This window comes from Pseudomonas taiwanensis DSM 21245, assembly GCF_000425785.1.
In the GTDB taxonomy this organism is placed as follows: domain Bacteria; phylum Pseudomonadota; class Gammaproteobacteria; order Pseudomonadales; family Pseudomonadaceae; genus Aquipseudomonas; species Aquipseudomonas taiwanensis.
In genome coordinates this window covers 43,363-67,908 of record NZ_AUEC01000012.1, presented here as the reverse complement: position 1 = coordinate 67,908, position 24,546 = coordinate 43,363, and the positions used below count along the sequence as shown (strand labels likewise).

The following is a 24,546-nucleotide window of genomic DNA, read 5'->3' as shown; positions in this document are numbered from 1 at the left end:
TCGTTGCTTTGGCATCCTCGCTTCGCGGCCGATCCCGCGCATCAGTGGTTACGCACGCTGTTGAGAGAAGTCTGTTTGGACATGCAGACCGATCCGATATCGGCCTCAGGCGTGCACTCAAACTCCTGAACAATAGTGCCGCTCCCTGCGCAGTGACGCTTTTTCGCGCTCGATGGCAGAGCAAAAACTCGGTTCCACCCAGAACTACCGGCAACCGCAAAGATCGGGTGTAAACCCATGCGACCTGCACACAGGCGAATGTGCGGCACTCTTGGTAAACTAGGGCACTTTCTCTTCAGGCGGGCCTGAACGGTGCAGTCGACCGCCCCGTCAGCTCCCCGCTTGCTTGGACATTGACATGTTCTGCGTTGGCACAAGCACGATCTCGGTATGGGTACGCCCTACCCTGTCGCTCTCAGCAGCCTCCAGGACGGTACACACTGCGTAGACCCAGAATGCCCCTAGAATCAGCCTCAAAGCCTCAAACCACGCGCCCTGAGCCGTCCCGCCGCTTCAGCGTTGCGCCGATGATGGATTGGACCGACCGCCACTGCCGGTTCTTCCTGCGCCTGCTGTCCAAGCACACCCTGCTCTACACCGAAATGGTCACCACCGGTGCGCTCCTTCACAACGACGCCCACCGCTTCCTGCGCCACGACGTTTCCGAGCACCCGCTGGCATTGCAACTGGGCGGTAGCGTCCCGGCCGACCTGGCCGCCTGCGCGAAACTGGCCGAGGAGGCTGGTTACGATGAGGTCAATCTGAACGTCGGCTGCCCGAGCGACCGGGTGCAGAACAACATGATCGGTGCCTGCCTGATGGCGCATCCCGCGCTGGTGGCCGATTGCGTCAAGGCCATGCGTGATGCCGTATCGACTCCGGTCACGGTCAAGCATCGCATCGGCATCAATGGCCGCGACAGCTATGCCGAACTGTGCGATTTCGTCGGGCAGGTACGCGAGGCCGGTTGCCGTAGCTTTACCGTGCATGCGCGTATCGCCATCCTCGAAGGGTTGTCGCCCAAGGAAAACCGCGAAATCCCGCCGCTGCGCTACGACGTTGCCGCGCAGTTGAAAGCGGACTTCCCCGACCTGGAAATCGTGCTCAACGGAGGCATCAAGACCCTGGACGAGTGCCAGACGCACCTTGAGACCTTCGATGGCGTGATGCTGGGGCGCGAGGCGTATCACAATCCGTACCTGCTGGCCGAGGTGGACCAACGCCTGTTCGGCAGCGAAGCACCGGCGGTAAGCCGTAGCCAGGCACTAGAGACGCTGCGACCGTACATCGTTGCGCATCTGCAAAGCGGGGGCGCAATGCATCACATCACCCGGCATATCCTCGGGCTTGGCCAGGGCTTCCCGGGGGCGCGGCGGTTCCGGCAGTTGCTGTCGGCGGATATTCATAAAGCGCCTGAACCGTTGGTGGTGTTCGACCAGGCGGCGGAGTTGCTGCAGGGGCGGTGACACGCCAGTCAGCGCCTTGCTGCCGACAAGCCGTCTTTTACGGGGACGGGATTGCAAAGCGACGCCAAGGAACCTCTGGCTCGGTTGCGACTCGAATGCTCACCTTTAAAGCCCGCGCCCACAGGGATTCGCGGTGTTCGCCCGAGCAGCGTCGGCAGGCCTTGAGCAGCTGCCGGGGCTCGGGTAATGTCGAGTAAATGCACAGGACAGAGCACGCCCATGACCTCCAAGCTGGAACAACTCAAGCAGTTCACCACCGTGGTCGCCGACACCGGGGACCTGGATGCCATCACTCGCCTCAAGCCAGTCGATGCCACCACCAACCCGTCGCTGCTGCTCAAGGCAGCCGCCATCCCTGGTTATGCCGACCTGCTCAAGCAGGTGAAAGCCGACGCCAAGGGTAATGTCGACCTGGCGTGCGACAAGTTCGCCGTGGCCGTGGGCGCGGGCATTCTCAAGGTCATCCCTGGGCGCATCTCCACCGAAGTGGATGCCCGTCTGTCGTTCGATGAACCGGCGCTGCTGAACAAAGCTCGCCAACTGATCGCCCTTTACGAAGCCGCCGGTGTGAGCAAAGACCGCGTGCTGATCAAGCTAGCCTCCACGTGGGAGGGTATCCGCGCCGCCGAGAAGCTGGAAAAGGAAGGCATCCAGACCAACCTGACCTTGCTGTTCTCCTTCGCCCAGGCCCAGGCCTGCGCCGATGCCGGGGTGTTCCTGATCTCGCCTTTCGTAGGCCGTATCTACGACTGGTACAAGAAGAGTACCGGCCAGGAATATGTCGGCGCCGAGGACCCGGGCGTGCAGTCGGTCACCCGCATCTACAACTACTACAAGACCAATGGCTACAACACCGTGGTCATGGGCGCCAGCTTCCGCAACATCGGCCAGATCGAGCAGTTGGCAGGGTGTGACCGCCTGACCATCAGCCCTGAACTTCTGCAGCAGTTGAGCGATGATCAAGGGCAATTGCCACGCATACTCAAGCCGGGTAATGCCGGTGAGGCTAAGCAGGTACTGAACGAAAGCCAATTCCGCTGGGCGATGAACGAAGATGCCATGGGCACCGAGAAACTCGCCGAAGGCATCCGTCAGTTCGCGCGGGATCAGGAGAAACTGGAAAAACTGATGGCTGAAAAAGCCTGATACATACCGGGTTTGCCTGACGGGCGGGAAGTGTTCACATTTTCCGCCCGTTTTATTTTGCACCGTCCGTTAGACGCTGGCTTGCCAGCGTAGGGCCTTTTAGCCACCAGAGCTGTCAATGACACCCTCCTCCTCTTTGCCGCTCGTTCTCGCAGGCCCAGTATTGCGCCGCCTGGAGCCCCAGCGCCTGGCCATCTGGCTCGCCTGCACGCAACCGCTGCAACCCGAATTCACCCTGGACTGCCCTGGCATCACGCCAAGGACCGATTGCCAGGTCATCCCAGTGGGCAAACACGCCTACCTGCACCTGCTGGACATCCATTTCGCGCAGCCCCTGCCCTGCAACGTCGAGCTTCAATACGATGTGCTTCTCGGCGGCCGAGGCATTGCCGACTGGGCCGAGCACCTGCTTTACCCCGGCCAGCGGCGCCCCAACTTCGTGCTGCGCGAACGCCTTGACCAGCTACTACACGGCTCTTGCCGCAAACCGCATCACCCCGCCACCGATGGCCTGTTATGTGCCGATCGCCTGCTGCAGCAATGCCAACGGCCTGAACAACGTCCGGCGCTGCTGTTGATGACTGGCGATCAGGTCTATGCCGACGATGTGGCCGGCCCGATGCTGCGGGCCATCCATGCACTGATCGCACGCCTGGGCCTGCTCGATGAAACCTTGGACGGCGCCCTGGTCAGCGACAGCGCCGCACTCTACAAGCACCCCGCCTGCTACTACCACCGTGCGGACTTGCTGCCGGCGCAGGAGCGCAACGAAACCCTGCGCGAGCGTTTCTTCGGTGGCAAACGCAAGCCGATCTTCTCCTCCAGCAATGCCGACAATCACCTGGTGACCTTCGCCGAGGTCATGGCCATGTACCTGCTGGTATGGTCGCCCACGCCCTGGCAACTGGTCGACCTGACCATGCCGCAAGGGCTGAACCCCCAACGCCAGGGTCGGTACCACAAAGAGTTGCCGCTGATCGAGGCCTTTGCCGTCAACCTGGCTCCGGTGGCCCGGGTGATGGCGCACCTGCCGTGCTTGATGATCTTCGACGACCACGACATCACAGATGACTGGAACCTGTCGGCACAATGGGAAGAAACCGCCTACGGCCACCCCTTCTCGCGGCGGATCATCGGCAATGCGCTATTGGGCTACCTGCTGTGCCAGGCCTGGGGCAATGACCCCGATGGCTGCAAAGCGCTGGTCGGGCAAGTCGGCGCGCTGGCCGAAACCGCGTCGGGTAGCCAGGTGCAGGATGAACTGATCGGCGAGCTACTGCGCTTTCAGGGCTGGCAATTCAACCTCCCCACCAACCCGCCTCTGCTGGTGCTGGACACCCGCACCCGACGCTGGCGCAGCGAAAGCAACCTGGCCAAGCCCTCCGGCCTGTTGGATTGGGAAGCACTGTGCGAGCTGCAGCAGGCGCTGCTCGACCATCCTTCCGCCGTCATCGTGTCACCTGCACCGATTTTCGGGGTGAAGCTGATCGAGACCGTGCAGAGGGTGTTCAGTTGGCTGGGCTACCCGCTGCTGGTAGATGCCGAAAACTGGATGGCCCACCGGGGTGCAGGGCAGGTGATCCTGAACATCTTCCGCCACTCGCGCACACCGGGGCATTACGTGATCCTGTCGGGGGATGTGCACTATTCGTTCGTCTACGAAGTTCTGATTCGCCATCGTCAGCGCAGCCCGCACCTGTGGCAGATCACCAGCAGCGGCATCAAGAACGAATTCCCCAAACGCCTGCTGGCGGTGCTCGACCGGCTGAACCGCTGGCTGTACGCGCCACGCTCGCCGCTCAACTGGTTCACCAAGCGTCGGGAGATGGAAGTGATACCGCGCACGCCCAGCCATGCCGATGCAGGCGAACGGCTATGGAACAGCGCGGGGCTCGGACAGGTATTCTTCGATGAACAGGGGCGGCCAGCGCGGGTGTTCCAGTTGAATGCCGCCGGTGGAACGGCGACGGAGTTCATGCGACGGGCGTGAGCTTTGGCTTGGATTCACTGGCGCCTTCGCGGGTGAACCCGCGAAGGCAGCGATGCAGAGGTGGGATCAGGTCCGCTCCAGCGCATTTACCAGGTCGTGGAAGGCTTCGCGATTGGAGTCGTTCAACCCCATCAGGATTTTGTGCGCCTCCAGCACCTTGGAGCGCACCACGTCCTCGCTCTGGTCCTGGGATGGCAAGTCGGTCAGGCATTCCGGGCACGGCACCGGACGATCGACGATGTTGAACACCTGATCGAAACCCATCGACTGCAAAAGACGCGAAATGTCCGGGTTGGTGGTGACCACGGTCGGCAACAGGCCAACCTTCTGCCGCGACAGAATCGACAACTTGGCCAACAGGCCCAAGGTAGTGCTGTCGATGCTTTCGGTCTCGGTCAGGTCGATGACGATGGCCGAGAAGTTCAGCGCGGTGAAGATCTTCTCGATCGTCGCATCCAGCGCCGAACACAGGGTCAGGCGCACTTCACCGACAAATTTCAGTACAAAGGTACCGCTTTGCTCGGCGAACTGGATTCTACCGGTACTCATTGAAGGTTCCTGCTCAACACCAATAGGGCGATATCATCCGGCATCTCCCCAAGCGTAGCCAATCCAAATCGTTGGCGCAGCCCATCCAGGCTACCACCCGCTGTCTTGACGATGTCCGGCAAGGCAGCTTCTTTATCTTTGAGCGTGTCTCCCGGCAAAAGGTCCAGAATGCCATCGGACATCAGGCTCAGGCTGAACTGCGGCGGCAGCTCGATCACCTGGTCCTGATAGGTGGCCTCGTCGAACAGGCCCACCGGCAAACCACGGCCTTCCAAGTAACGCGCCTGGCCCGGGGTATACAACACCGGTAGCGGCAGGTGACCACCAACGGCGTAGGTCAGCAGGCCGGTTTCCTCGTCGATCACCCCGCCCACCATTGTGACATGCTTGCCCAGCTTACAGTTGATCAGCCCACGATTGATGTGGCTGAGCACTTCCGAAGGCTTGAACTCACGATTCCTGTTGCGTTTTAGCTCGAACAGCAGCCGTGTGGTCATGAACTTGAGCAACACGGTGACGAAGGCCGACGACGCACCGTGTCCGGAGACATCGGCCAGGTAGAAGGCAATGCGTCGGTCATCCACGCGGAAGTAGTCGGCGAAATCGCCAGACAGGTACAGCGACGGGATGATCTGGTGTTCGAACACGAACTCGCCGGCGCCCCAGGGGCTTTCCGGCAGCATGTTCATCTGCACCTGACGGCCGGCGGTCTGGTCTTCCTGCAACAAGTGCAGGCTGGCCTCGAGCTCACGGTTGGCCGCTTCGAGCTTCTCGCGGTAACGCTGGTTCTCCAGCACCAGCCGCGAACGATCGAGCGCTCGGCGTACCGAGTGCTCGAGCACCGCCAGATCTTCCAGCGGCTTTATCAGGTAATCGGCCGCACCCAGGCGCAGGGCCTCGACGGCATCGCTCATCACCCCGGCTCCGGACACCACGATGACCGGCAACTGCGGCGCGCGCTCGCTGACCTGGCGGATCAGTTCGAGGCCGCCCATCTGCGGCATGCGCAGATCGCAGATCACGAGGTCGGGCTGGTGTTCTTCGAAGACCTGGAGCCCCTGCTGGCCATTGCTGGCCTGAAGGACGCTGAAGCCACTGTCTTCCAGATAGGCGGCGAGGCTCGCACGGACCACGTCGTCGTCATCGATGATCAGCAGCGTTGCACTGGTTTTCTGCATGTGGGCGAACGGCGCCGGTTTGGGTTGGTGAAGCGGTGTCATCAAGACTGACAGCCGACTACAGGGATACTCGGTGGTAACACTCTCTTTGAGTTGTAGGACAAGAAAACTGACCCAGCAACTGGCGGAGGTACCTCGTAAGGCGCAGACGGTACTCCCATCCGCCAGGCGTTTCAAGCACAGCTAGGTCGACGCCCCTGCTCTTTACAGGGCAAATCACCGGGAGTTATAAGAAAGCCGACCCGTGCAACCCGATGGGAAGGATGCAGCATGCCCCAGACGCCCACCAGCCACAGCGAAAAACGTGATTTCATCCGCATGCGCATCGATACCGAGGTCAGCCTGCTACATGCCGGCCAGGTGATCGCGGCGGTATGCCTCGACCTGTCCAGCGGTGGCATGCAGGTACAAGCCGCGCAGCACTTCAAGGTGGGCGATCGACTCGAAGTGCGCATCGACTCCGACCATCCGGCACTCAGGGGATTGCACGCCAGCACCGAGGTCGTGTGGATCGCCGACCAGCCCACTGGGCAGCAGAAACTTGGCCTGCGTATCCTGGCCATGCATTGAACACGCATGGCATACGAAAAAGGCGACCCTGAGGTCGCCTTTTTCGCACCAATGTGAATCAGAAGTCGTCTTCGACTTCGCCATCCTTGACCTTGAACTCGCGGTTCTGCAGGTAGGCATTGCGAATGAAGATGTACTTGTCACCCTGAATCAGCTTTTCCGCCGACAGCAGATTAGCGCGGGTATCGATCACGTCCAAAGCGAAGATCGAGTTGCGGGTCGGTACATGGTCCATGTAGCGGTAGGGCTTGGTGTAGGTGTCCGGGTACTTGGACAGGCCGTCACGTACCGTGCTGGGGCCCAGCAGCGGGATCACCACATACGGACCGCTGCTCACGCCCCAGTAGCCCAGGGTCTGGCCGAAGTCTTCATCGTTGCGCTGCAGGCCCATCTTGGTGCCCACATCGAAGAAGCCACCAAGGCCGAAGGTGGTGTTGACGATCAAGCGCGCGGTGTCGATGCCGGCAGCACGGGGCTTGAGTTGAAGCACATCGTTGACCAGGTTGGTCACATCGCCCAGGTTCTGGAAGACATTGTGGATACCATCTTCGAGGAACTGCGGGGTAATGGCCTGGTAGCCCTTGGCCAAGGGCTTGAGTGCATACGTGTCGACGGTGTCGTTGAACCTGAAGATCGGACGGTTGACCGCCTCCCAAGGGTCCTCCTCGGTGGCTGCCTGGGTAGCTGCCACGGGCGCCAGCAGCAAGCTGGCGCAGACACAAGCCTGGGTGACCCGCTCGATCACACCGGCACCGATCCTACGCATAGATGTTTCTCCATCGATTTTCTCGGCCGCAGCCACGCTCAGTGCGCTGCAAATAAGCCGCCAGTATAAAGGCTTGCGGGTTGAGAAACAGCTTTACACATTTTTGCTCAATATTTTGTGAACATCTGTTGCTGGTCATTGGGCCGTAACATTCGCGCCCTAGCCTGCGGACTATTTCAGGGACGTTGCCATGCATGATGCACCTGCCTTCACCGCTGTGCTGTTCGGCCTGCGCAATTGCCTGGTACAGGCTCGAAACGGCAGCCCCCTGCCCGCCCCTGGCGCGCTCGATGCCCTGGCCGGCTTGCGGCGCCGGCAAGTGCCATGCATCTGGCTCGATGAGCAGAGCGTAGCCCAGAGCAAGCACCTGGCCAGTGTGCTTCCGCAATGGCTGCCTGGCCATGGGGCCAATGGCGCCCAATGGCCTGCGCCGAATGCCTGCTGGCAGGCGCTGATGTGCCTGGGTAGCCCGCGCCTGGAAGGCTGCGTACTGGTCAGCGGTGAACCCCGGCTGCTGCAATCAGGCCTCAACGCCGGCCTGTGGACCGTCGGCCTGGCTGCTTGCAGCCCATCCTGCGACCTTGCCTCCAGCGATTGGCAAGCCATGAGCCCGCACGAGCAGGAACTGGCCCGCGGTAGGGCGACCCTGGCATTGTTCGACCTTGGCGTGCACTCGGTCATCGACCACCTCGAAGCGCTGGACACCTGCCTGGTCGACATCGCCCAGCGCCGACGCAAAGGCGAAAAACCCTGATACAGCACCGTTGATGCGGGTCATGCAAAGCGTGGGCAAGTGAATTACGCTTGAAGACAGACGAGAACCTTTGCCCCGTCGCCGAGGTCCATGCCTTGCCAAGCCATTGATGGAGAACAACCAATGCCTGCCCGCGAATTGCAAGAGCGACTGAACAGCCTGCGCGAGCAACTGGATCGAAACGTGCCGCTTTCGGATGAGGAACTGGCCGCCCTGCATGAAGAGGCGCGACAGATCGAGGCGCAGTTGAAGCTTGAGGAAGCGACACCAGACCACAACCTGGTGGATGGAGTGAATCTGGCGATCGAGCGTTTCGAGGCCGATCACCCGGATCTGACCGCGACCCTGCGCAGTATCGCCAACTCGCTGCACAGTATGGGTATCTGAAGAAGCGAGGGCCGCTGCGCGGCCCATCGCCGGCAAACCGGCTCCACCAGGGCGTAAAGCAGTCCTAGACTTACTGACGCACCAACCGCAGGTTCTGCGGACTGACCGGACCCGTGCTGCGATACGGGTTGATGTCCAGCCCGCCCCGGCGCACATAGCGCGCATAGACCGTCAGATGCTCAGGCTCGAGCAGATGCTTCAGGTCAAGGTAGATCCGCTCCACACACTGCTCGTGGAAGTCAGCATGCTGGCGGAAGCTGATCAGATAAGTGAGCAGGCTGGCATGATCCAGCGCCTTGCCCTTGTATTCGACCACCACGCTGCCCCAGTCAGGCTGGCCGGTCACCGGGCAGTTGGATTTGAGCAAATGACTGTGTAGCGTCTCCTCCACCACCCGGTCAGGGTCACAATGCAACAGTTCCGGCTGGGGCTGCTCGTAGTTGTGGATAGCGACATCCAGCGCATCGATGCACTGCCCAGGCAACGCCACCACGCCTTGCGCCTCGACTTCGGCCAAGGTGCGCACCTGCACACCCACCGGTTTGCCGGCGGCAGCGGAGAGGTCTTTCACCAGGCACGCCTGCAACTGGGCAATCGACTCGAATACCGTCTGGTTCAACGAGTTGAGGTACAACTTGAACGACTTGGACTCGATGATGTTCGGTGAATCGGCCGCAATGGCGAACTCGCCAATCGCTACCACCGGCTTGCCCGACGGCAGCAGCCAGGACAGCTCGAAGCAGTTCCAGAAATCCACACCTTGCCATGGCAGGGTCTGGGCGGTTACGCCCAACTCGGCCCACTTGGCGGTACGCGGAATCGGAAACAGCAGCGAAGGGGTATAGGTGGCAATGTATTCGCTGGACTTGCCCAGCGGGGAATGTTCGGCGGCGGGATGCATGGAAACTGACCTGAAGGTTCGAAATGCCCCTAGTCTACCGTTTTTGCGCCTCGCCTTGGGGCTCTTGTCACTCGATGGCCGACGACCTGACGGGAACAGGAAGCAATGACTGGCGGTTGGCTGACGGGAAGATTACAACTTCGTCAGCTTGGCCGAGCGGACACATCGTCACGTATCATTTACAGGCCCCCTTCAGCCAACACGGACAATGCATGAAACTGCTGATCGTCGAAGACCAGGCCCGCACCGGTCAGTACCTGTGCCAGGGCCTCAGCGAAGCAGGCTTCGCCACCGAACTGGCCGCCGATGGCGACACCGGTCAGCACATGGCGCTGACTGGCGACCATGACCTGCTGATTCTCGATGTGATGCTGCCAGGACGCGATGGCTGGCAAATTCTGCAGGCCGTACGCCAAGCCGGCCTGGACACACCGGTGCTGTTCCTCACCGCACGCGACGCCATCGAGGATCGGGTCCACGGCCTGGAGCTGGGCGCCGACGATTACCTGGTCAAGCCCTTCGCCTTCTCCGAGCTGCTGGCCCGAGTGCGCACCTTGCTTCGCCGGGGCGCCAACCCCGCCCAGGACACCTCACTGAGCCTGGCCGACCTGCGCCTGGACCTGATCCGCCGCCGTGCAGAACGCGCCGGCCAGCGCATCGACTTGACCGCCAAGGAGTTTGCGCTACTGGAATTGCTGCTGCGCCGACAGGGCGAGGTGCTGCCCAAGTCATTGATCGCCTCGCAAGTCTGGGACATGAATTTCGACAGCGATACCAACATCATCGAAGTCGCGATCCGCCGCCTGCGCCTGAAGATCGACGACCCGCATGGCAATAAGTTGATCCATACCGTGCGCGGCATGGGCTATGTACTCGAAGAGCGCCACGACTGATGCGCCCGGTTTCACTGAGCAGCCGCCTGGCACTCCTTTTCGCCGCCTGTACCGCAGCGGTTTCCCTGGGCGCAGGCTTGCTGTTCAGCCACGCCAGCCGGCAGCACTTCATCGAACTGGACCAGCAGTTGCTGGAGTCGCGCCTGTCGCTGTTTCGCACCCAACTGGCCGGCGTGAACGACGCTCGCGATCTGCGCGCACGCGAGCCTGCTTTGCGCAACGAACTCAGCCACCAGTCGGACCTCGCCCTGCGCGTAGAGGGCCAGGATGGTACGCTGTGGTTCGACAGCCAGTCGGCGTTGCCCGAAACACCCTTGCCTTCCGGGTTGGCCACCTTGCATGCCAACGGTATGGATTACCGCAGCCTCACAGCCCCCTTGAGCGCAGGCGACCGGCACGCTGCGCGCCTGACGCTGTTCCTCGATATCACCCACCACCAGCATTTTCTACAAGGCATGCAGCGCCTGATATGGCTCACTGTCGGTCTTTCGGCGCTGGCCACCGCGCTGCTCGGCGCCTGGGCTGCGCGCCGTGGACTGCGGCCCTTGCGCCAAATGGGCCAGGTCGCAGCCAGTGTGTCGGCACGCTCGCTGACTACCCGTTTGCCCGCCGAGCAGATGCCAGATGAGTTGGCAGAGCTGGCCTGCACCGTGAACGCCATGTTGCAGCGCCTGGACGACGCCTTTCAGCGGCTGTCGGCGTTTTCCGCCGATATCGCCCACGAACTGCGTACACCGCTGTCCAACCTGCTGACCCACACCCAGGTCACCCTCACCCGCCCGCGCAGCCTAGAAGACTACCGGGAGGCGCTACATGGCAACCTGGAAGAGCTGCAACGGATGGCGCAGATGGTCAACGACATGCTGTTCCTGGCCAAAGCCGACCATGGCTTGTTGGTACCCGGCCTTACGCCGCTGGCCTTGCATGACGAAGTGGATGCCCTGCTGGAGTATTACGCACCGCTGGCCGAGGACGTCGAGGTGCGGATGCAGCGCGACGGTGAAGCGATGCTGCAGGGCGACCGCCATATGTTGCGGCGGGCGCTGTCCAACCTGCTGGACAATGCCTTGCGCTTCACACCCGCCGGTGGGCAGATACAAGTGACGTTGGAGCCAGGGCTACGCCTTTGCGTCGCCAACACGGGAACGCCGATAGAGGCGGCGGTGTTGCCTCGGCTGTTCGATCGGTTCTACCGCGCGGACCCGGCACGGCGGGAAGGCAATAACGAACATGCCGGGCTGGGATTGGCGATTACCCGGTCGATCGTACAGGCCCATGGCGGGACCATTCGGGCGGAGTGTACGGATGGGTGGACGCGGTTCGTGATCGAATTCAGCGCCCGGCAGTGAATCCCGGGAGCGGCCTTGCGTAACGAAAGGGGCGCAAAACGCCCCCTAGCACCAACCCGATTTCAGACAGCGAGCCCAATAGCCGGCTGCACCTGCGACGCCCGATACGCTGGGTAGATGGTCGCCAGGAAACTCATCACCAACCCCGCCGTGCAGATGATCGCCACATCCCCCCACTGCAACTCGGACGGCAGGCTGCTGACGAAGTACACATCCGAGGTGAAGATGTGCTGCCCGCTGACCCGCTCCAACCAACCGACGATCTGACTGACGTTGATTGCGGCAATCACCCCGAGCACACCGCCGATCAGCGTTCCGACGATACCGATCAGGCTGCCCTGAACCATGAAGGTGCCCATGATCTGCGCGGGCGTGGCGCCCAGGGTACGCAGAATGGCGATGTCCGGCCCCTTGTCGTTCACCACCATCACCAGTGTGGCGATGATGTTGAACGCCGCCACTGCGATGATCATCAGCAACAACAGGCCGATCATGGTCTTTTCCATCTTCATGGCGCTGAACAGGCTGCCCTGGGTGTGCGACCAGTCGTCGGCGCGGTAGGCATCGCCCAGGCTGGCGGCGATGGCCTTGGACACCTGGGGCGCGGCATACAGGTCATGCAGCTTGAGGCGCACCCCTTGGACCTGGCCCGCGGCCCAGTGCTGCATTTCACCGGCATCGGCGACATGCATGTAGGCCTGCGAGCCATCGAGCTCGGCACCGACCTTGAAGATACCGACCACGGTCAACCGCTGCATGCGCGGGGTGATACCGCCCGGTTCCTTGCTGATTTCCGGGACGATCAGGGTCAGCTTGTCGCCGGTATTGAGACGGAAGCGACGCGCGGTCAGCTCACCGATCACCACCCCGTATTCTCCTGGCTCAAGGTCCTGCAAACGCCCCTGGACGATGTGCTGGCCGACGATGGACACCTTGCCCTCCTCGGCGGGGTCGATACCGCTGACCTGGATCGGCTGCATGGCGCCCTTGTACGACAGCATGCCTTCCATTTCCGTGATAGGCGCAGCGGCCATCACCGCAGGATTGCTCAGCGCGGCATCGGCCGCCTTGCGCCAGTCGTCCAGCGGCTGCACGCCAAGGATCGCCGCATGGGGTACCAAACCGAGAATGCGCGAGCTCATCTCGCGCTGAAAGCCATTCATCACCGACAACACCACGATCATCGCCAGCACGCCCAGGGACAGGCCGATCATCGAGGTCATGGAGATGAACGAGATGAAATGGTTGCGGCGCTTGGCACGGGTGTAGCGAGCACCGATGAACAAGGGCAAGGGTCTGAACATGTACGAAAACACCCAATGAATAAGTTGCGGGGCGGCTCAGGCCGCCCCAGGCACGCTGATCAGATCGCTACCAGGTGGCCATCGTCGAGCTTCAGCACGCGGTCCATCTGACGCGCCAGATTGAGGTCGTGGGTCACTACCAGGAACGCCGTCTTGGATGCACTGGACAATTCCTGCATCAGCTCCTGGATGCCCTGGGCGGTGTGGTGATCGAGGTTGCCGGTCGGCTCGTCGAGCATCACCAGGCCCGGGCGATTGACCAGGGCTCGGGCGATCGCCACGCGCTGACGCTCGCCGCCGGACAGCTCGGCCGGCTTGTGATGCAGACGATGGCTCAGGCCAACGCGCTTGAGCAAAGCCTCGGCGCGCTCGCGGGCCTCGGGTATGGGCGTGCGGCCGATCAGCAGCGGCATGCACACGTTCTCCATGGCGGTGAACTCGGGCAACAGGTGGTGGAACTGGTAGACGAAGCCCAGTTCACGGTTACGCAGCAGGCCACGGGCACGCTCGCCCAGCGCCGACAGTTCTTCGCCGGCCAGCCAGACACTGCCTTGGGTGGGCCGGTCGAGCCCGCCCAGCAGGTTGAGCAAGGTACTCTTGCCCGAGCCGGAACTGCCGACGATGGCCACCCGCTCACCGGCATGCAGTTCGAGGTTCAACCCGGACAACACCTGCACCGACTCCGGGCCCTCCTCGTAGGACTTGCCCAGGTTGCGGCAACTCAGAACGGCTTTATCACTCATGCGCGACTCACTCATAACGTAGCGCCTCTGCAGGCTGGGTGCGGGCCGCACGCCAGGCCGGGTACAGGGTGGCGAAGAAACTCAGGACCAGCGCCGCACCGCAGACCATGTACACGTCATTGGCCTGGATCTGCGACGGCAGGTAATCGATGAAATACACATCGGCGTTGAGGAACTTGTGCCCGATCAGCTTCTCGATGCCGGCGATCACCGCGCTGACATTGAGCGCGGCGATAATCCCGACCACGGCGCCGATCAAGGTGCCGATCACCCCGATCACCGTGCCCTGGACCATGAAGATGGCCATGATCTGCCCCGGCGTGGCACCGAGGGTACGCAGGATGGCGATATCGCCGCGCTTGTCATTGACCACCATCACCAGGGTCGAAATGATGTTGAATGCCGCCACGGCCACGATCAGCAGCAACAGCAGGCCGATCATGGCTTTTTCCATGCGAATGGCCTGGTACAGGTTGCCGTGGGTGCGGGTCCAGTCACGGCTGTAGAACTCCTGGTCACCCAGGCGCTGGGCGATCTCCCAGGCCACGCGCGGGGCCTGGAACAGGTCGTCGAACTTGAGGCGCAGGCCCTGCACCTGGTCGGCCTTCCAGCGGTGCAGGCGCGACAGGTCGGCGATATTGGTCAGGCCCAGGTAGCCATCGATCTCGCCGGCGCCGACGTGGAAGGTGCCGACCACGGTGAAGCGCTTCATGCGCGGGAACATGCCGGCCGGCGTGACGCTGACTTCGGGGGCGACGAAGGTGAGTTTGTCGCCGATGGCCACCCCCAGCTTTGCCGCAGCCTTGTCGCCGATCATGATGCCCCACTCGCCCGGCGCCAGTTGCTCCAGGCGCCCTTGCAGGATGAAGTTGTCGATGATCGACACCTCACGCTCGCGCGCAGGGTCTATGCCATTGAGCAAAACCTTCTGCACCTTGCCATCGTGAGTCAGCAGGCCCTGCATCTGGGTGTAGGGCGCAACTGCCACCACCTGCGGATTCTGCTTTACTTGTTTGGCAAGGGCTGGCCAGTCGTTGACGGGCTGGCCGCTTTCGAGCGTGGCGTGGGGAATCATGCCCAGCACGCGGGTACGCATCTCGTGGTCGAAGCCGTTCATGACCGAAAGCACCACGATCATGACCACCACGCCCAGGGCGAGGCCGATCATCGAGGTCAGGGAAATGAACGAGACGAAGTGATTGCGGCGCTTGGCACGGGTGTAACGCGTACCGATGAATGCGAAAAGAGGTCTGAACATGTCGGGGCTTGTTCGGATGAAAGGGAACGTCCTTGTGGCGAGGCGCCTACGGCGGCTTTACACTCGGACCACCGCCGCTACCATGGGTTCGCCATGACGACATTAGACGAAGAAGATCGCCGCGAATACTACCGCATCGAAGACCGGATCGCACTGGAAATCAGTCCCTTGAGCGCGGCCGAAGCCCTTGAGACAGAACTGTTGCAAGATGAGTCCCCGCTGTTCAACCTGCTCAGCGAACTGCACCTGTCCGACTTCGAGTCCCAGCACCTGCTGCGCCAGCTGAGCGAGAAGGACCGCACCCTGGCCGCCTTCCTGCGCGCCCAAAACAAACGCCTGGACCTGCTCAGCGCCGTGGTTGCGCAGACCCTGATCGGTGAAATCGGCAAGCCTCAGGCAGTGGTCATCTCCGAAGGGGGCATCGAATTCGCCCAGGCCAAGCACATCGCCCCTGGCACGCGAGTGAAGGTAAAGATGGTGCTCATGCCCCGCGCCCATGGCCTGTTGCTGCGAGGCCGGGTGACCCATTGCGATCCTCGACCGGACGGCACCTACGAGGTTGGCACCGAATTCACCGACATGACCGACGCCCAGCGCCAGTTGCTGGCCCGCTACATCCTGCAGCGCCAGCAGCAGCAACGGCGCCAGCAGCTGGAACAGAACCCACCCTCCTCCTGAGCCTGACACTCTTTTGAACTGAAGGAACGAACGTGACCCTGATCTATGGCCACCGCGGCGCCAAGGGCGAAGCACCCGAGAACACCCTGACCAGCTTCCGCCAGTGCCTGTCCCACGGCGTCACCCGCTGCGAACTGGACCTGCACCTGTCCGCCGACAACGAGTTGATGGTCATCCACGACCCCACCCTCAAGCGCACGACCGGACGACGGGGCAAAGTGGTGGAACACACCGCTGACGAACTGGTTACCTACGATGCCCGTAAAGGTGGCCCTGGCCATGTGCAGCCCTGCCCTATCCCGCGCCTGGAAGAGCTGTTCGAGAAATGCGCCTTCGAGCACTGGCAACTGGAAGTGAAAAGCGCATCGCGCACCCGCGCCGCCACCACCGTGCTGGCCATTCGCGAGCTGGCCCAGCAATACGGCATGCTGGACAAGGTAACCATCACCTCGAGTTCACGCGAAGTACTGGGCGCCGCACAGGAACTGGTCCCGGACGTGAAGCGCGGCCTGGTCGCCGAGTACGCCTGGCTCGACCCGCTGAAGGTCGCGCAGAACTACGGCTGCGAAATGCTGGCGCTCAACTGGACGCTGTGCACCCCTGAGCGTCTGATCAAAGCGCAGAACCAGGGCTTGCACGTATCGGTGTGGACGGTCAACGAGCCGGCACTGATGCGCCGGCTCGCTGACTTTGGCGTGGACAGCCTGATTACAGACTTTCCCGGTTTGGCCAAGACCACCCTCGGGTAGGGCTGAAATCGGTCTCCCCGACCGGCTCAGGCCACCGGCCGGAGCCGCTCAAAAAAGCCGGTTCAGGCCGTCGTAGGCAGCTACCCGATAGGCTTCGGCCATGGTCGGGTAGTTGAACGTGGTGTTGACGAAGTACTTCAGATTGTTCTGCTCACCTGGCTGGTTCATGATCGCCTGACCGATGTGAACGATCTCCGAAGCCTGGTAGCCGAAGCAGTGCACACCCAGGATCTCCAGGGTTTCACGGTGGAACAGGATCTTCAACATGCCCTGCGGCTCACCGGCGATCTGCGCACGGGCCATGCTCTTGAAGAAGGCCTTGCCCACTTCGTACGGCACCTTGGCCTGGGTCAGTTCCTGCTCGTTCTTGCCGATCGAGCTGATCTCCGGAATGGTGTAGATACCGGTCGGCACGTCATCGACGAAGCGCCAGCTGCCGTTGTCGACGATGCTGCCGGCCGCCGAACGGCCCTGGTCGTGGGCGGCACTGGCCAGGCTCGGCCAGCCGATCACGTCACCGGCACCGTAGATGTTAGGTACGCTGGTGCGGTAGGCCTCGTCGACCTCGATCTGGCCACGGCTGTTGACCTTGATGCCAATGTTTTCCAGGCCCAGCTTGTCGGTGTTGCCGGTACGGCCGTTACACCACAGCAAGGCGTCGGCCTTGATCTTCTTGCCCGACTTCAGGTGCAGGATCACACCGTTGTCCAGGCCCTCGACCCGCTCGTACTCCTCATTGTGGCGCACGGTGATGTTGTTGTTGCTGAAGTGATAGCTCAGTGCCTGGGAAATTTCCGAGTCCAGGAAGCTCAGTAGCTGGCCACGGTTGTCGACCAGCTCAACCAGTACGCCAAGACCGCTGAAGATCGAGGCGTATTCGCAACCGATGACACCGGCACCGTAGACGATCAGCTTGCGTGGGGTGTGGCTCAGGCTGAGGATGGTGTCGCTGTCGTAGACGCGTGGGTGGTGGAAGTCGATGTCGGCTGGGCGGTACGGGCGCGAGCCGGTGGCGATGATGATGTGCTTGGCCACCAGTTTCTCGACTACGCCGTTGGGGCAAACCACCTCGACGGTCTGCTCGTCGGCGAAGCTGCCGGTGCCGACGAAGACATCGACACGGTTGCGGGCGTAGTAGCCGGTACGCGACGCGACCTGCTTGGAAATCACTTTCTCGGCGCTCTTGAGCACGTCCGGGAAGGAGAACCAACGTGGCTCACCGATGGCGCGGAACATCGGATTGGTGTTGAACTGCATGATCTGCCGCACCGAGTGACGCAGTGCCTTGGACGGGATGGTGCCCAGGTGGGTGCAGTTGCCGCCGACCTGACGACGGCTGTCGACCATTGCCACCTTGCGCCCTGCTTTGGCGGCATTCATTGCCGCGCCTTCTCCGGCCGGGCCGGAACCCAGCACCACTACGTCGTAGTTGTAGACAGCCATGCGTACTCCTTCAGAACTGGCCCGCGGGTCACGGTGGCTCGCGGGGCTCGATCATGCCGCCGAGGCGCCATGAAAAAATTCGGGTGCAGTCTAATCAAGCGTGAACGCCGCGAACATTAACCCTTGGTCGCGTCGTAGGCTATTTTTGCCTGCACTACATGTCGTTCACCGACTCCGTGGCGCCGATCATCCGTCCTTGTGCTTTCACTCGCCTTTCACCGCCCGTTCGAACGCAGGCGTAGCTCGGGAGACGAAGCCACCCTCTGCCCGAGTCACCAATACCGCCGCCAACTCATGAGCCACGGCGAAGTCCCAACCGCGCTCAGGCCCAAGAATCAACAGCAGGGTCGAATAACCGTCCGCTTGCAGGGCCGAGGCATCGAGCACGGTGACTGCCGCGAGACTGTGATCGACCGGGCGCCCGAGACGCGCATCGAAGGTGTGCGAATAGCGGCGGCCATTCTGCTCGAAATAGTGGCGATAGTCACCCGAGGTCGACACGGCAAGGCCGTTGACGGGAATGATCTGGCGGGCAATCTGGCGATCTTCACGGGGCAGTTCGAGGGCGATGCGCCAGGCACTGCCATCGGGCTTGTGGCCCACCGCCTTGAGCTCCCCGGTGGCCTCGGCGATGAAGTTGCCGATACCCATGGCGCGCAGGCGCTCGGCGATCAGGTCGACCGCATGGCCAGCGGCGATGCTGTTGAAGTCCACTTGCACCGGGGCATCCTTGCACAGGGCCTGGCCATCGATGTGCAGGTGGCGATAACCCACACGCTGGCGAGCCTGGGCCAGAGCCTGCGGGTCCGGCACCTGCTCGGCCCGGGCCTGCGGGCCGAAGCCCCAGAGGTCGAGCAGCGGCTCGACCGTAAGGTCGAAGGCTCCCGCGCTCTGTTCGGCGAGGCGCTGACCGAGGGCGACCAACTCCAGCATGTCAGGCGGCAGTGCCAAGCACTGGTTGGCCGGGAGCTGGTTGAAGCGGCTGACGGTGGAGTCGCCCCGGTAGGTCGAGTAGTGCTGGTCGACGCCCTGCAAAAGGGTCTCGACCGCTGCCTGCACCTGCGCAGGCGCCGGGCCGCCGGGTTCGCGAACGTACTGGATGCTGTAGCTGCTGCCCATGGTCGGGCCGCTCAGGCGCTCCAGGGTCGGCCCCTGGTCGCAGGCGGTGAGGAGCATCAGGATGAACAAAAGGGCTGTACGCAAGGTTGGGTTCTCGATTGCCTGCACCGACCTTATCGTCAGCCCGCTGACTGACGATAAGACCGGTACAAACACAATAAATGCAGGCCAAAAAAAACGGGAACCCGAAGGTTCCCGTTTTTTCATTGCCTTACAAGCGGATCAGCGCGGAAACGCTGGCGGGTTCACACCGGCCATCTCTTCCATCACGCGAACCACCTGGCAGCTGTAACCGAACTCGTTGTCGTACCAGACGTACAGGACAACACGGTTGTCGTTGCAAATGGTGGCTTCGGCATCGACCACACCGGCGTGGCGCGAACCCACGAAGTCGGTCGAAACCACTTCCTGGGAGCTGACGTAGTCGATCTGCTTGTGCAGTTCCGAGTGCATGGCGGTCTGGCGCAGGTACTCGTTGATTTCGTCGCGGCTGGTGGCCTTTTCCAGGTTCAGGTTCAGGATGGCCATCGAGACGTTCGGCGTCGGCACGCGAATGGCGTTGCCGGTCAGCTTGCCCTTGAGCACTGGCAGGGCCTTGGCGGCGGCAGTGGCGGCACCGGTCTCGGTGATGACCATGTTCAGCGGCGCGGCGCGGCCACGACGGCTGCCCTTGTGGAAGTTGTCGATCAGGTTCTGGTCGTTGGTGAACGAGTGAACGGTTTCGACGTGACCGTTGACGATACCGTACTGGTCGTTGACAGCCTTGAGCACCGGCACGATGGCGTTGGTGGTGCAGGAGGCAGCCGAGATGATCTTGTCATCGGCGGCGATGTCGCCATGGTTGATGCCGTGAACGATGTTCTTCAGCGCGCCCTTGCCAGGTGCGGTGAGGATCACGCGCTCGATGCCTTTGCACTGCAGGTGCTGGCCCAGACCTTCGGCGTCACGCCATTTACCGGTGTTGTCGACCAGCAGGGCGTTTTCGATACCGTACTGGGTGTAGTCGATCGAGGCCGGATCGTTGGAGTAGATCACCTGGATCAGGTTGCCGTTGGCAGTGATGGTGTTGTTGGCTTCATCGATGGTGATGGTGCCATCGAACGGGCCGTGCACCGAGTCACGACGCAACAGGCTGGCACGCTTGACCAGATCGTTCTCGGCGCCTTTGCGCACGACGATGGCGCGCAGGCGCAGGCCGTCGCCGCCACCGGTTTTCTCGATCAGGATGCGCGCCAGCAGGCGGCCGATGCGGCCGAAGCCGTACAGCACGACGTCGGTGCCCTTACGCGCCGAAGCGTTCTGCTGGCCAACCACTTCAGCCAGCTCTTCACGCACGAACTGCTCGGCGCTGCGGCCGTTGCCTTCCTGCTTGAACTTGTTGGCCAGCTTGCCCAGGTCGACCGAAGCGGCGCCCAGTTTCAGCTCGCTCATGGCCTTGAGCAGGGGGAATGTCTCGTGGACGGACAGTTCGGTCTCGTCGGTTTGACGGTGACGCGCAAAGCGGTGGGCTTTGAGGATCGAGATAACCGAACGGTTGATCAGGCTACGGCCATAGATCGAGCTCACCACGTTGTTGTTGCGGTAGAGCTGACCGATAAGCGGGATCATCGCTTCAGCAAGAGCTTCACGATCGATCCACTCACCAAGACACTGGTCGGGCTTCTGAGTCACGGGAACCTTCCACATGTAGGGACAGAAAAAAGGGGCTACATTATGACGCCCCAACGCGTATCGGGCAATGAGCGCCTGTCGCCGACGCCAGAGCGAGTGTTCATGGCCTTTCGAGCCTGACAGCACGCACCGGCACCGGTACAATTGATCTCTTTGCCGCAACGCTTGGAGTGCAATCTCCCGTGTCAGTTCTGCGCCTACCGCAAATGTCGGCCACGGCCGGCAAACATACCTGGGGCAACTTGCCCGGTGCCGCCCTCAGCCTTGCCATTGCCGAAGCCGCCAGCAACGCTGGTCGCTTCACCCTTTTGCTGACGGCCGACAGCCAGGCCGCCGACCGTCTGGAGCAAGAGCTGCGTTTCTTCGCGCCGGACTTGCCAGTGCTGCCTTTCCCTGACTGGGAAACCCTGCCGTACGACCTGTTCTCGCCGCACCAGGACATCATTTCCCAGCGTATCGCCAGCCTCTACCAGTTGCCTGAACTGGACCACGGCATTCTCGTGGTGCCGATCACCACGGCCCTGCACCGCCTGGCGCCGACCCGCTTCCTGCTGGGCAGCAGCCTGGTGCTGGACATCGGCCAGAAAGTGGATGTCGAGCAGATGCGCACACGCCTGGAAGCCACCGGCTACCGCTGCGTCGACACCGTCTACGAGCACGGCGAGTTCGCCGTGCGGGGTGCCTTGATCGACCTGTTCCCGATGGGCAGCAAACTGCCCTATCGCATCGACCTGTTCGACGATGAAATCGAAACCCTGCGCACCTTCGACCCGGAAACCCAGCGCTCGATCGACAAGGTGGACTCGATTCGCCTGCTGCCGGCCCGCGAGTTCCCGATGCAAAAGGACGAAGTGACCCGTTTCAAGGCCCGCTTCCGCGAGCGTTTCGACGTCGATTTTCGCCGCAGCGCGATCTTCCAGGACCTCACCAGCGGCATCATCCCCGCGGGTATCGAGTATTACCTGCCGCTGTTCTTCGAAGAAACCTCCACCCTTTTCGACTACCTGCCGGACGACACTCAAGTGTTCTCGCTGCCGGGTGTCGAGCAGGCCGCCGAACACTTCTGGAACGATGTCCGCGGCCGTTATGAAGAACGCCGTGGCGACCTGACCCGCCCGCTGCTGCCGCCAGCCGAACTGTTCCTGCCGGTCGAGGACTGCTTCGCCCGCCTCAAGCAGTGGCCGCGCGTCGTGGCAAATACCGACGATGTAGAACCAGGCGCCGGCCGTGAGCGTTTCCCCGCCGGCGCCTTGCCCAACCTGGCCATCGAAGCCAAGGCCAACCAACCGCTGGCCGAACTGGCCAACTTCCTGGACCAGTTCCCTGGCCGGGTCCTGTTCACCGCTGAATCGGCAGGCCGCCGTGAAGTCCTGCTGGAACTGCTTGAGCGCCTGAAGCTGCGCCCGGAGACGGTCGAAAGCTGGGCCGAATTCATCACCGGCAGCGAGCGCCTGGCGATCACCATCGCCCCGCTCGATGACGGCCTGCTGCTGGACGACCCTGCCGTGGCGCTGATTGCCGAGAGCCCGCTGTTCGGCCAGCGCGTCATGCAGCGCCGGCGTCGCGAGAAACGCGGCGAGGCGGCCAACGATGCAGTCATCAAGAACCTCACCGAGCTGCGCGAAGGTGCGCCAGTGGTGCATATCGACCACGGCGTGGGTCGCTACCTGGGCCTGGCAACCCTGGAAATCGACGGCCAGGCCGCCGAATTCCTGACCCTGGAATACGCCGAGGGCGCCAAGCTCTATGTGCCGGTGGCCAACCTGCACCTGATCGCCCGTTACACCGGCAGCGATGATGCCCTGGCACCGTTGCACCGACTCGGCTCCGAAGCCTGGCAGAAAGCCAAGCGCAAAGCCGCCGAACAGGTGCGCGACGTGGCGGCCGAACTGCTCGACATCTATGCCCGCCGCGCCGCGCGCAAAGGCTATGCGTTCGCCGACCCGGCCGCCGACTACGCCACCTTCAGCGCCGGCTTCCCGTTCGAGGAAACCCCCGACCAGCAAGCCGCCATCGAAGCCGTACGCGCCGACATGCTGGCCGCCAAGCCCATGGATCGCCTGGTGTGCGGCGACGTCGGCTTCGGCAAGACCGAAGTGGCCATGCGCGCAGCCTTCATCGCGGTGCACAGTGGTCGCCAGGTGGCAGTGTTGGTGCCCACTACCCTGCTCGCCCAGCAGCACTACAACAGCTTCCGCGACCGCTTCGCCGACTGGCCGGTAACCGTGGAGGTCATGAGCCGCTTCAAGTCGGCCAAGGAAGTGGCGGCAGCGGCGGCTGATCTGGCCGAAGGCAAGATCGACATCCTGATCGGCACGCACAAACTGCTCCAGGACGATGTGCGCTTCAAGGACCTAGGCCTGGCCATCATCGATGAAGAACACCGTTTCGGCGTTCGCCAGAAAGAACAGCTCAAGGCCCTGCGTAGCGAGGTGGACATTCTCACCCTGACCGCCACGCCAATTCCGCGCACGTTGAACATGGCGGTGTCCGGCATGCGCGACCTGTCGATCATCGCCACCCCGCCGGCCCGCCGGTTGTCGGTGCGCACCTTCGTCATGGAGCAGAACAAGAGCACGGTGAAGGAGGCACTGCTGCGCGAGCTGCTGCGCGGCGGCCAGGTCTACTACCTGCACAACGATGTGAAAACCATCGAGAAATGCGCCGCCGACCTGGCCGAACTGGTGCCCGAGGCACGGATCGGCATCGGCCACGGGCAAATGCGCGAACGCGAACTCGAACAGGTGATGAGCGACTTCTACCACAAGCGCTTCAACGTGCTGATCGCCTCGACCATCATCGAGACCGGCATCGACGTGCCCAGCGCCAACACCATCGTCATCGAACGCGCCGACAAGTTCGGCCTGGCCCAGTTGCATCAGTTGCGCGGCCGGGTTGGTCGTAGTCACCACCAAGCCTATGCCTACCTGCTGACGCCACCACGCCAGCAGATCAGCGCCGATGCCGAGAAGCGCCTGGAAGCCATTGCCAATACCCAGGACCTGGGCGCCGGCTTCGTGCTGGCCACCAACGACCTGGAGATTCGCGGTGCCGGCGAACTGCTGGGCGAAGGTCAGAGCGGTCAGATCCAGGCAGTCGGCTTCACCCTGTACATGGAAATGCTCGAACGGGCGGTCAAGGCCATTCGCAAGGGCACCCAACCGAACCTGGAGCAGCCATTGGGCGGTGGTCCGGAGATCAACCTGCGCCTGCCGGCGTTGATACCCGAAGACTACCTGCCCGACGTACATGCCCGCCTGATCCTCTACAAGCGCATCGCTTCGGCCGCTGACGAGGAGGGTCTGAAGGACCTGCAAGTGGAAATGATCGACCGCTTCGGCCTGCTGCCGGAGCCGACCAAGAACCTCATGCGCCTGACTCAGCTCAAGCTGCATGCCGAGAAGCTGGGCATCAAGAAAGTCGATGCCGGCCCCAACGGCGGCAAACTCGAGTTCGAGGCCGAGACCCCTGTCGACCCACTGACCCTGATCAAGCTGATTCAAGGCCAGCCCAAACGCTATAAGTTCGAAGGCGCGACCCAGTTCCGCTTCCTGGTTCCGATGGAACGCCCCGACGAACGCTTCAACACCCTGGAGGCGCTGTTCGAGCGCCTGACACCACAGCCTGCTTAA

At 62.3% G+C, this 24,546-nt stretch carries 21 protein-coding genes; 11 read left to right on the top strand and 10 right to left on the bottom strand.

Going from position 1 to position 24,546, the window contains the following annotated elements:
• Nucleotides 1-455 precede the first annotated feature (455 nt).
• The 3 genes from dusA (at nt 456) to H620_RS0104145 (ending at nt 4,602) form a co-directional block, all read left to right on the top strand.
• Nucleotides 456-1,466, top strand: a complete 1,011-nt coding sequence (gene dusA, locus H620_RS0104155) for a tRNA dihydrouridine(20/20a) synthase DusA (protein ID WP_023379603.1) — start codon at nt 456-458, stop codon at nt 1,464-1,466.
• A gap of 219 nt (nt 1,467-1,685) precedes the next feature.
• A complete protein-coding gene (gene tal, locus H620_RS0104150) occupies nt 1,686-2,612 on the top strand; it encodes a transaldolase (RefSeq protein ID WP_027906776.1) in 927 nt (308 codons plus the stop codon).
• Between the two features lie 118 nt (nt 2,613-2,730).
• Entirely contained in the window at nt 2,731-4,602 is a 1,872-nt protein-coding gene (locus H620_RS0104145) for an alkaline phosphatase D family protein (protein WP_027906775.1), read from the top strand.
• Nucleotides 4,603-4,668: 66 nt separating this feature from the next.
• Here H620_RS0104145 and rssC read toward each other — a convergent pair whose 3' ends face one another.
• Both rssC and rssB read right to left on the bottom strand, forming a co-directional pair.
• Nucleotides 4,669-5,151: an anti-sigma factor antagonist RssC gene (gene rssC, locus H620_RS0104140; RefSeq protein ID WP_023379600.1), complete on the bottom strand. Its 483-nt coding sequence runs from the start codon at nt 5,149-5,151 to the stop codon at nt 4,669-4,671.
• Nucleotides 5,148-6,329, bottom strand: a complete 1,182-nt coding sequence (gene rssB / locus H620_RS0104135; protein WP_023379599.1) for a two-component system response regulator RssB — start codon at nt 6,327-6,329, stop codon at nt 5,148-5,150. The genes rssC and rssB overlap by 4 nt, the downstream gene beginning before the upstream one ends.
• A gap of 270 nt (nt 6,330-6,599) precedes the next feature.
• Here rssB and H620_RS0104130 point away from each other — a divergent pair, with 270 nt between their 5' ends.
• Nucleotides 6,600-6,899 carry a PilZ domain-containing protein gene (locus tag H620_RS0104130; protein WP_023379598.1) on the top strand — a complete coding sequence of 100 codons (300 nt, stop codon included), beginning with the start codon at nt 6,600-6,602 and terminating at the stop codon, nt 6,897-6,899.
• Between the two features lie 58 nt (nt 6,900-6,957).
• Here the strand turns inward: H620_RS0104130 and H620_RS0104125 are convergent, their stop codons facing one another.
• Nucleotides 6,958-7,665, bottom strand: coding sequence for an MlaA family lipoprotein (locus H620_RS0104125; protein WP_027906774.1), 708 nt, complete (start codon nt 7,663-7,665; stop codon nt 6,958-6,960).
• Between the two features lie 190 nt (nt 7,666-7,855).
• Here H620_RS0104125 and pcrP point away from each other — a divergent pair, with 190 nt between their 5' ends.
• Both pcrP and H620_RS0104115 read left to right on the top strand, forming a co-directional pair.
• Entirely contained in the window at nt 7,856-8,419 is a 564-nt protein-coding gene (gene pcrP / locus H620_RS0104120) for an HAD superfamily inactivated hydrolase PcrP (protein ID WP_027906773.1), read from the top strand.
• Between the two features lie 123 nt (nt 8,420-8,542).
• Nucleotides 8,543-8,806, top strand: coding sequence for a DUF4404 family protein (locus H620_RS0104115; protein ID WP_015269548.1), 264 nt, complete (start codon nt 8,543-8,545; stop codon nt 8,804-8,806).
• 70 nt (nt 8,807-8,876) lie between these two features.
• Here the strand turns inward: H620_RS0104115 and queF are convergent, their stop codons facing one another.
• Complete coding sequence (queF, locus tag H620_RS0104110) at nt 8,877-9,707, bottom strand: NADPH-dependent 7-cyano-7-deazaguanine reductase QueF (RefSeq protein ID WP_023379595.1); 831 nt, start codon at nt 9,705-9,707, stop codon at nt 8,877-8,879.
• A 212-nt stretch (nt 9,708-9,919) separates the two neighbouring features.
• Here queF and H620_RS0104105 point away from each other — a divergent pair, with 212 nt between their 5' ends.
• Both H620_RS0104105 and H620_RS0104100 read left to right on the top strand, forming a co-directional pair.
• A complete protein-coding gene (locus H620_RS0104105) occupies nt 9,920-10,600 on the top strand; it encodes a heavy metal response regulator transcription factor (RefSeq protein ID WP_023379594.1) in 681 nt (226 codons plus the stop codon).
• Nucleotides 10,600-11,949, top strand: coding sequence for a heavy metal sensor histidine kinase (locus H620_RS0104100; protein ID WP_023379593.1), 1,350 nt, complete (start codon nt 10,600-10,602; stop codon nt 11,947-11,949). Before H620_RS0104105 ends, H620_RS0104100 begins: the two co-directional genes overlap by 1 nt.
• Before the next feature lie 62 nt (nt 11,950-12,011).
• Here the strand turns inward: H620_RS0104100 and H620_RS0104095 are convergent, their stop codons facing one another.
• The 3 genes from H620_RS0104095 to H620_RS0104085 are packed head-to-tail and all read right to left on the bottom strand — an operon-like array spanning nt 12,012 to nt 15,254.
• Nucleotides 12,012-13,253, bottom strand: a complete 1,242-nt coding sequence (locus tag H620_RS0104095; protein ID WP_023379592.1) for a lipoprotein-releasing ABC transporter permease subunit — start codon at nt 13,251-13,253, stop codon at nt 12,012-12,014.
• 59 nt (nt 13,254-13,312) lie between these two features.
• The gene (gene lolD, locus H620_RS0104090) at nt 13,313-13,996 is read right to left on the bottom strand and encodes a lipoprotein-releasing ABC transporter ATP-binding protein LolD (RefSeq protein WP_177325244.1); all 684 of its coding nucleotides are present in this window, start codon (nt 13,994-13,996) and stop codon (nt 13,313-13,315) included.
• 7 nt (nt 13,997-14,003) lie between these two features.
• A complete protein-coding gene (locus H620_RS0104085; RefSeq protein ID WP_023379590.1) occupies nt 14,004-15,254 on the bottom strand; it encodes a lipoprotein-releasing ABC transporter permease subunit in 1,251 nt (416 codons plus the stop codon).
• A gap of 93 nt (nt 15,255-15,347) precedes the next feature.
• On the opposite strand from H620_RS0104085, the gene H620_RS0104080 reads away from it, so the two are divergent.
• On the top strand, nt 15,348-15,932 hold the full coding sequence (locus H620_RS0104080; protein ID WP_023379589.1) for a PilZ domain-containing protein: 585 nt from the start codon (nt 15,348-15,350) through the stop codon (nt 15,930-15,932).
• 32 nt (nt 15,933-15,964) lie between these two features.
• Nucleotides 15,965-16,681 (top strand): glycerophosphodiester phosphodiesterase, encoded by a 717-nt coding sequence (locus tag H620_RS0104075; RefSeq protein ID WP_023379588.1) that lies wholly within the window; start codon nt 15,965-15,967, stop codon nt 16,679-16,681.
• Nucleotides 16,682-16,729: 48 nt separating this feature from the next.
• Here the strand turns inward: H620_RS0104075 and sthA are convergent, their stop codons facing one another.
• The 3 genes from sthA to H620_RS0104060 all read right to left on the bottom strand — a co-directional run bounded on the left by sthA (nt 16,730) and on the right by H620_RS0104060 (nt 20,929).
• The gene (gene sthA, locus H620_RS0104070; RefSeq protein ID WP_023379587.1) at nt 16,730-18,124 is read right to left on the bottom strand and encodes a Si-specific NAD(P)(+) transhydrogenase; all 1,395 of its coding nucleotides are present in this window, start codon (nt 18,122-18,124) and stop codon (nt 16,730-16,732) included.
• 204 nt (nt 18,125-18,328) lie between these two features.
• Nucleotides 18,329-19,327, bottom strand: a complete 999-nt coding sequence (locus H620_RS0104065) for an FAD:protein FMN transferase (protein WP_027906771.1) — start codon at nt 19,325-19,327, stop codon at nt 18,329-18,331.
• Between the two features lie 138 nt (nt 19,328-19,465).
• The gene (locus H620_RS0104060) at nt 19,466-20,929 is read right to left on the bottom strand and encodes a glyceraldehyde-3-phosphate dehydrogenase (protein WP_041925454.1); all 1,464 of its coding nucleotides are present in this window, start codon (nt 20,927-20,929) and stop codon (nt 19,466-19,468) included.
• A 167-nt stretch (nt 20,930-21,096) separates the two neighbouring features.
• Between H620_RS0104060 and mfd the strand changes: the two genes are divergently transcribed.
• The gene (gene mfd, locus H620_RS0104055; protein WP_027906770.1) at nt 21,097-24,546 is read left to right on the top strand and encodes a transcription-repair coupling factor; all 3,450 of its coding nucleotides are present in this window, start codon (nt 21,097-21,099) and stop codon (nt 24,544-24,546) included.

What these genes read in the sequence shown, in the direction of transcription:
- dusA (WP_023379603.1), top strand. Translation starts at nt 456, where the DNA reads ATGCCCCTAGAATCAGCCTCAAAGCCTCAAACCACGCGCCCTGAGCCG.
- tal (WP_027906776.1), top strand. Translation starts at nt 1,686, where the DNA reads ATGACCTCCAAGCTGGAACAACTCAAGCAGTTCACCACCGTGGTCGCC.
- H620_RS0104145 (WP_027906775.1), top strand. Translation starts at nt 2,731, where the DNA reads ATGACACCCTCCTCCTCTTTGCCGCTCGTTCTCGCAGGCCCAGTATTG.
- rssC (WP_023379600.1), bottom strand. Translation starts at nt 5,151, where the DNA reads ATGAGTACCGGTAGAATCCAGTTCGCCGAGCAAAGCGGTACCTTTGTA.
- rssB (WP_023379599.1), bottom strand. Translation starts at nt 6,329, where the DNA reads ATGCAGAAAACCAGTGCAACGCTGCTGATCATCGATGACGACGACGTG.
- H620_RS0104130 (WP_023379598.1), top strand. Translation starts at nt 6,600, where the DNA reads ATGCCCCAGACGCCCACCAGCCACAGCGAAAAACGTGATTTCATCCGC.
- H620_RS0104125 (WP_027906774.1), bottom strand. Translation starts at nt 7,665, where the DNA reads ATGCGTAGGATCGGTGCCGGTGTGATCGAGCGGGTCACCCAGGCTTGT.
- pcrP (WP_027906773.1), top strand. Translation starts at nt 7,856, where the DNA reads ATGCATGATGCACCTGCCTTCACCGCTGTGCTGTTCGGCCTGCGCAAT.
- H620_RS0104115 (WP_015269548.1), top strand. Translation starts at nt 8,543, where the DNA reads ATGCCTGCCCGCGAATTGCAAGAGCGACTGAACAGCCTGCGCGAGCAA.
- queF (WP_023379595.1), bottom strand. Translation starts at nt 9,707, where the DNA reads ATGCATCCCGCCGCCGAACATTCCCCGCTGGGCAAGTCCAGCGAATAC.
- H620_RS0104105 (WP_023379594.1), top strand. Translation starts at nt 9,920, where the DNA reads ATGAAACTGCTGATCGTCGAAGACCAGGCCCGCACCGGTCAGTACCTG.
- H620_RS0104100 (WP_023379593.1), top strand. Translation starts at nt 10,600, where the DNA reads ATGCGCCCGGTTTCACTGAGCAGCCGCCTGGCACTCCTTTTCGCCGCC.
- H620_RS0104095 (WP_023379592.1), bottom strand. Translation starts at nt 13,253, where the DNA reads ATGTTCAGACCCTTGCCCTTGTTCATCGGTGCTCGCTACACCCGTGCC.
- lolD (WP_177325244.1), bottom strand. Translation starts at nt 13,996, where the DNA reads ATGAGTGATAAAGCCGTTCTGAGTTGCCGCAACCTGGGCAAGTCCTAC.
- H620_RS0104085 (WP_023379590.1), bottom strand. Translation starts at nt 15,254, where the DNA reads ATGTTCAGACCTCTTTTCGCATTCATCGGTACGCGTTACACCCGTGCC.
- H620_RS0104080 (WP_023379589.1), top strand. Translation starts at nt 15,348, where the DNA reads ATGACGACATTAGACGAAGAAGATCGCCGCGAATACTACCGCATCGAA.
- sthA (WP_023379587.1), bottom strand. Translation starts at nt 18,124, where the DNA reads ATGGCTGTCTACAACTACGACGTAGTGGTGCTGGGTTCCGGCCCGGCC.
- H620_RS0104060 (WP_041925454.1), bottom strand. Translation starts at nt 20,929, where the DNA reads ATGTGGAAGGTTCCCGTGACTCAGAAGCCCGACCAGTGTCTTGGTGAG.